Raw genomic sequence first — 6000 nt, forward strand, 5'->3', positions numbered from 1 at the left:
AGGGTGAGTGACTAGGCTGTTGACTCTGTAGTTTTTTTGGGCTAAAAGTTCATGCAGTTTTTGTGTTGGCTTTTGAAGGTCGGCGGAGCCGACTTTCATGGGTTCCCAGGCTCAGCCTGGGAACCAGTTAAAACCAGTTAAATGCATGAGCCAAAAACAGGTAAATTCTATCAAAGTCAACACCCTAGTGAGTGACGCTTCGATAATTGTTTAATACGATCGCAACTTTAATAGCGTCACGCACCAAATATAAGTTAGGAAAATAAATATTTCTAATAAAAAAGTTTAATAAAATTAAATTAATCGGCTCATAATTATCCATCTCTCTCTATTTCTTTCCTCTGCGCTCTCCGCGCTCTCTGCGGTTTTTTTCCTCATAATCTACTCAAACAAATAATTGTAAAACTAGAATAAACACTCACCTCTTCTTACCATTAGTAAATTCTATGAATAAAGATAATTCCCATCCCCAACCCACTCCCCCATTTGACAATAAAAACGAAGATACACCAGATATGGGTGGAGGTTTATCTGTAATCGGATATTGGGCTGAACATACATTGTCACCAGAAGGACCTAAAATTTGGAAAACTTTACTTCATAACAGCGCTTGTTTATCTTGCTCTTGGGGAACTGGTGGACAAAAAGGTGGTTTTACTAATGAGGAAGGGGAAAAGTTACAGCGCTGTATGAAAAGTGTTGAAGCAATCTCAGCCGAAATTAAACCCGCAATTCCCAGGCAATTTTTTGAACAGCGTAATATTGAACAATTACAGCAACTCACCTCATTAGAAGCTGACAGATTGGGGAGATGGAGTTTCCCTGTAATATTACGTGCTGGCTCGTCGCATTACGAACAGATAAGCTGGAAAGAAATTTATCAAATTGCCGAGACAGCTTTTGCTAAAACCCCCGAAAGAGTAGCTTCTTACAGTTCCGGACGTTCTTCCAACGAAGCAGCTTTTTTATTACAGTTGATGATGCGATCGCTTGGTTCTAATAATTTAGCTGACTGTTCGGATTTGTGTCACGCACCTTCGACTTTTGGGTTGAAACAAAGTATTGGTACTAATACTTCTGTTGTTAGTTTAGAAAGTTTAAAGCAATCTGATTGTGTGGTAATAGCCGGTTCTAATGCTGCTTATAACCATCCCCGCTTGATGAATGAATTGATTAAATTAAGGGAACGCGGTGGTAAGGTAATTGCGATCAATCCGATGATGGAAATCGGTTTAGTAAAGTTTGCTTCTCCTGCTTTTCCCGTCAAGTCGCTGTTTACAGGTTCCGATATTGCTTCAGTTTACTTACAGCCAATTCCAGGTAGCGATGTAGCATTATTTACGGGTATTCAAAAAGCGCTGTTAGAAAGTGGCAAGATTAAACACGAGTTTTTACAAGCATATACAGAAGATTGGCAAGCGGTAATTACTCATATTGAAAATACATCCTGGGAAACAATTACTACAACTTGCGGAGTCTCTCAAACAGAAATTGAAACTGCTGCAAAAGTAATCTCAGATTCTCAAAAAGTCGTATTTGCTTGGGCTATGGGTATTACCCAGCATAAAAATGGTGTTGATAACGTTTATAGTATCGTTAATACTGCCTTAATGACTGGTAACATCGGTAGAATTGGAACCGGGGTGATGCCAGTAAGGGGACATTCCAACGTTCAAGGTTTTGGTTCAATGGGTGTCACGGTAAGGCTTAAAAAAGAAATTCAACAAGCATTAGAGAAATTATTAGGTCGTTCTTTAAGTAAAGTCAAAGGATACGATACCCACGCTTTAATCGAAGCTGCTGACGCTGGTAAAGTTGATACATTAATTTGCGTCGGTGGTAATTTATACGCAGCTAATCCCGATTCTGGGAAGGTAAAAAGAGCATTAAATAAAATTGAAACCATTATTTATCTTGCAACAAAACCAAATCTGGGACATTTCAACGGATTAGCGAATCAAAATACAATTATTATTCCCGTATTTAACCGCTTTGAAAATCCTCATAAAACCACAGTCGAGTCAGGTAATAACTTTGTTCGTCTCAACGACGAAGGAGAAACCCACCTCAAAAAAGCCGATTTGATTGCAGAGGTAGAATTTTTAACTGAATTAGCCCATCGTATACAGGGTGAGTATCCCGTCAACTGGCGTAAATTGCAAGATACCAAATACGTTCGACAGTTGATTGCTCAAACAATTCCGGGATACGAGCAAATGGCAACAATTGACGAAACTCATGAAGAATTTACCATTAATGGGCGGATTTTTGAAACTCCGCAATTTCCCACACCTTCCGGTAAAGCTAAAATGTTCGTGACACCATTACCTATATTAAAACTTCCGGAAATCAAAGACTTTAACGTTGCCGATGGTACGCAAGGAATAGTTGTTGCATTAATGACCGGACGTAGTTACGCCCAACATAATACTGTGGTTTATCAAATTGAAGATAAATATCGGGGAATACCTCATCGTAACTGTATTTTGATGAATCAAATCGATGCTGAGAAAGCAGGTTTTAAGCAACATCAGCGGGTAACTGTGCGGGGAAATGTTGGGGAATTAGAGAATGTGGAAATTATTTATGGAGCAGTGCGGGAGGGTGCGGGAGTGATGTTTTATCCGGAAGTAAACGTTATTTTTAAAGCGGAAGTTGAAGAGCGTAGTGGTACTCCGGCTTTTAAGAGAGTTCCGGTGTTGGTTTATAAATAATGATGTGTTTATAGAATATTTTATATTTTACCCAATCCGGCGGTTGAAACCGCTGCTACACAGGCAAAAGCCCTTCGGGTTCGGCAGACCCCTCGTACTGCGGGAACCTCCGCACGGGGCTGCTCTCACCACCTGCGTGGGTTACAAAGATGTGAAATTATATGATTTTCCTGTAGGGTGCTGTGACGACTGCGATAAATTATCCTTTTCAAGGAGTATATTAATTATGTCGTCACGCACCAATGTATAAAAACCGCAGAGACGCTGAGGACGCAGAGGGAAGAGGTAAAGAGGTATGATTAGTTTTGCAGGAAAACTCTGCGTTTCTTTGCGTTTAAATATATTATTCCGATTCAAACAGATTTGAGATGACGGATAAATTATTAGCAGACGGCTACGATGATTTTTTACAGCAAGTGAAACAACGTATTCGTACTGCACAAGTAAAAGCAGCGTTATCAGTTAACCGCGAACTGATACTACTATACTGGCAAATTGGATGTGAAATTTTAACGCGATCGCAACAGCAGGGGTGGGGTGCAAAGGTAGTTACTAAGCTTGCGAAGGATTTAAAAAATGCGTTCCCACAGATGAAAGGTTTTTCCGAACGTAATCTTAAATATATGAGGACTTTTGCAGAAACTTATCCCGATGAGCAAATAGTGCAACAGCTTGTTGCACAAATTCCTTGGGGACATAATCTGCGTATTTTAGATAGCGTTAATGAAACTTCAGTTCGACTTTGGTACGTACAAAAAACAATCGAAAATGGTTGGAGTCGTAATGTTTTAGTTCATCAAATAGAAAGCGATTTATATAACCGTCAAGGGAAAGCGATTACGAATTTTGAGCAAACCTTACCAAAGCCACAATCAGAATTAGCACAACAATTAATTAAAGATCCTTATAATTTTGATTTTCTCAGTTTAGGAGAGAAAGCGCTAGAAAAGGATTTAGAAAAAGCATTAACAGAGCAAATTCGTAGCTTTTTATTAGAATTGGGAGTTGGTTTTGCTTTTTTAGGAAGTCAATATCATATAGAAGTTGGAGAACAAGATTTTTACATTGATTTGCTGTTTTATCATGTCAAATTGCGCTGTTATATAGTGATTGATTTAAAAATTGAAGAATTTAAACCAGAATTTTCGGGAAAGATGAGTTTTTATGTTTCAGCAGTAGATGATTTATTGCGTCATCCCGACGATAAACCTACTATTGGGATAATTTTATGTAAGACGAAAAACCGGACAATTGTCGAATATGCTTTGCGAGATATGAATAAACCGATTGGGGTTTCTACTTATCAGTTGAGAGATGCTTTACCGGAGAAATTAAAAGAGAATTTACCGACAGTTGAGCAGTTAGAAGCGGAGTTGGATAATTTGGACTTGGATGTTGATATTTAATATTTTGCAGTTGTTTAAGTATTATTACTTATTATAGTGTATAGAATGCTATAATTTCGTAATTCTTTTATGCTGGCTTTTTGACTTGGACTTAATCGAGTTGGTTCCGGTTGAATAGGAATATTTATACCTACGTGATTAATCTGTGACACCCAATCCTTAAATGGCTGAAGTTCAGTGAAAAACCACTTAAGCAGTATTTTAGTGCTTATTTTGGTAAGTTTAGGATGAGATTCATAATAAGTTTTTAACCCAATACTACGTTCAGTTTGCGAATTGAATGATTTTTTTAAAGCTTGCTTTTGATAATCTTTTAATAATTCATCAGTACATTTTTAATTATATGAGGGCGTTTGCGGAAGTTTATCTAGATTAAGAAATTGTCCAGTGCTTTCTGTGACTTTTTGCTCATCTCAAAGTAACCTCCGAAACGATTACAAGTACTATCATTTAAGAACCAAGGAACCGAAGATATCTTTAATGGCAATGACTCAAAGGAAGCTTGAAAGCAATGTCCTATAAACTGTTAGGAAGTTGCACGTAGAAAATTAGATCCACTAAATGCAGCATCATCTATCTTTAGATGACATAAAAGTTCCACCAGGTAATAGGTTAGAAGTATTAAAAGTCGAACGCAAAAAACAGCATAGCATTAATATCGAATTTTCTTTATATGGACGCTTCAGGATGCATTAGAAATGGAAATAGTCGATTATCATTAGGAGATTAACAACAGTAGTATGTTATATCGAAATATCGACTAATCTGGAGGGGGCTTGGGGAACCCAGCGGTCTGAAGTTTGGGTAAGAGAATCCCCCAGTTTTTGATTTTCTCAACAGATAAACCTTTAGTTATTCAATTCTCAGGTAAATTATTTGGATCAATACCTTGAGATAATAAATAAGCAACTAACTTTTCTTTTTGCTGACGTTCCTGTTCTGCACGTTGACGTTCTTGTTCAATTAATTCTACTGCCCAAAGTAACAGATTATCTGCTTCATCCCACCAGCGCAACCAATATCCAGTTCTAGCTTCTTTTTTCCCCTGCCAAGTTCCCAAAAATAAGTTCATCGCTGCGATAAAATGACGACCATCGGGGTTAGGTTGCTGTAATTCGTATCGTCCGTTTTCAAGTTGATAAAATTCTAGCAAACCCCCATTTGGGTCAAAAATAATATAAACGGGTACTTTTAAAATTTGCTCGTAAAAAAACCATTTTCCCGGTGGAAAACTTCGTTTTACAGAATATTCTTCACCCTGGGTTTCTGATAAAAATTCCATTACCACCGCAGGAATATCACCTTCTAATAATGGTGTATAACTTCTACGGTCATCTTTAATTGATTTTACTGAAGGAACGTAAACCCAATCTGGTGCTTTAGCGATAAATTGCCCGTTGATTGTCGCACAAAGTCCGAAATTTGAAGCAATTAACATTTGGGGCTGAATAAACCCGGATACTTCTAAACTTTCCCGTAATGCACCTGCTAAAAGTGGTTGTCCCGAATTTTCCACTGGTTCATCCTCAAGCTGAAAATCTTTGGGTAAAGCTTCCCAAGATATTACCAGTTCGGTTGAAGATTTGGTTTCACTAATTTGGGTTGCCATAAAAAACTACCTGTTCGGAAGATTTGCTGTTATTTTATCGTTTTTTAGTAAAATTGCGATCGCGACAAATTCATATATCACAAACTGCTTATCCAAATATCTCCTGCAAATCTAAAGTAAACCCCTCTAAAACATCTTCCCCAGATAAACTTTTGGGAGATTGCAAAACTTCCACTTCTTTACCAATACGATAAATTTCAACTTGCTTATCTTTAGGATTAATTAACCAACCCAACCTTAAACCATTGGCAATATATTCGAGCATCTTAGT

General features: G+C 37.7%; 4 protein-coding genes. 2 read left to right on the forward strand and 2 right to left on the reverse strand.

Features of this window, described 5'->3' with window-relative positions:
• Nucleotides 1–446 precede the first annotated feature (446 nt).
• On the forward strand, nt 447–2714 hold the full coding sequence (locus VB797_RS24590; RefSeq protein ID WP_323240374.1) for an FdhF/YdeP family oxidoreductase: 2268 nt from the start codon (nt 447–449) through the stop codon (nt 2712–2714).
• Between the two features lie 368 nt (nt 2715–3082).
• The gene (locus VB797_RS24595) at nt 3083–4120 is read left to right on the forward strand and encodes a PDDEXK nuclease domain-containing protein (protein WP_323240375.1); all 1038 of its coding nucleotides are present in this window, start codon (nt 3083–3085) and stop codon (nt 4118–4120) included.
• An 856-nt stretch (nt 4121–4976) separates the two neighbouring features.
• Here the strand turns inward: VB797_RS24595 and VB797_RS24600 are convergent.
• The gene (locus VB797_RS24600) at nt 4977–5729 is read right to left on the reverse strand and encodes a Uma2 family endonuclease (protein WP_323240376.1); all 753 of its coding nucleotides are present in this window, start codon (nt 5727–5729) and stop codon (nt 4977–4979) included.
• A gap of 88 nt (nt 5730–5817) precedes the next feature.
• A partial coding sequence (locus VB797_RS24605) for a Uma2 family endonuclease (RefSeq protein WP_323240377.1) occupies nt 5818–6000 on the reverse strand: 183 nt, incomplete at its 5' end.

Source organism: Rivularia sp. UHCC 0363 (genome assembly GCF_034931125.1).
In the GTDB taxonomy this organism is placed as follows: Bacteria; Cyanobacteriota; Cyanobacteriia; order Cyanobacteriales; family Nostocaceae; genus Rivularia.

Coding starts and splice junctions, on each gene's coding strand:
- VB797_RS24590 (WP_323240374.1), top strand. CDS start 447: ATGAATAAAGATAATTCCCATCCCCAACCCACTCCCCCATTTGACAAT.
- VB797_RS24595 (WP_323240375.1), top strand. CDS start 3,083: ATGACGGATAAATTATTAGCAGACGGCTACGATGATTTTTTACAGCAA.
- VB797_RS24600 (WP_323240376.1), bottom strand. CDS start 5,729: ATGGCAACCCAAATTAGTGAAACCAAATCTTCAACCGAACTGGTAATA.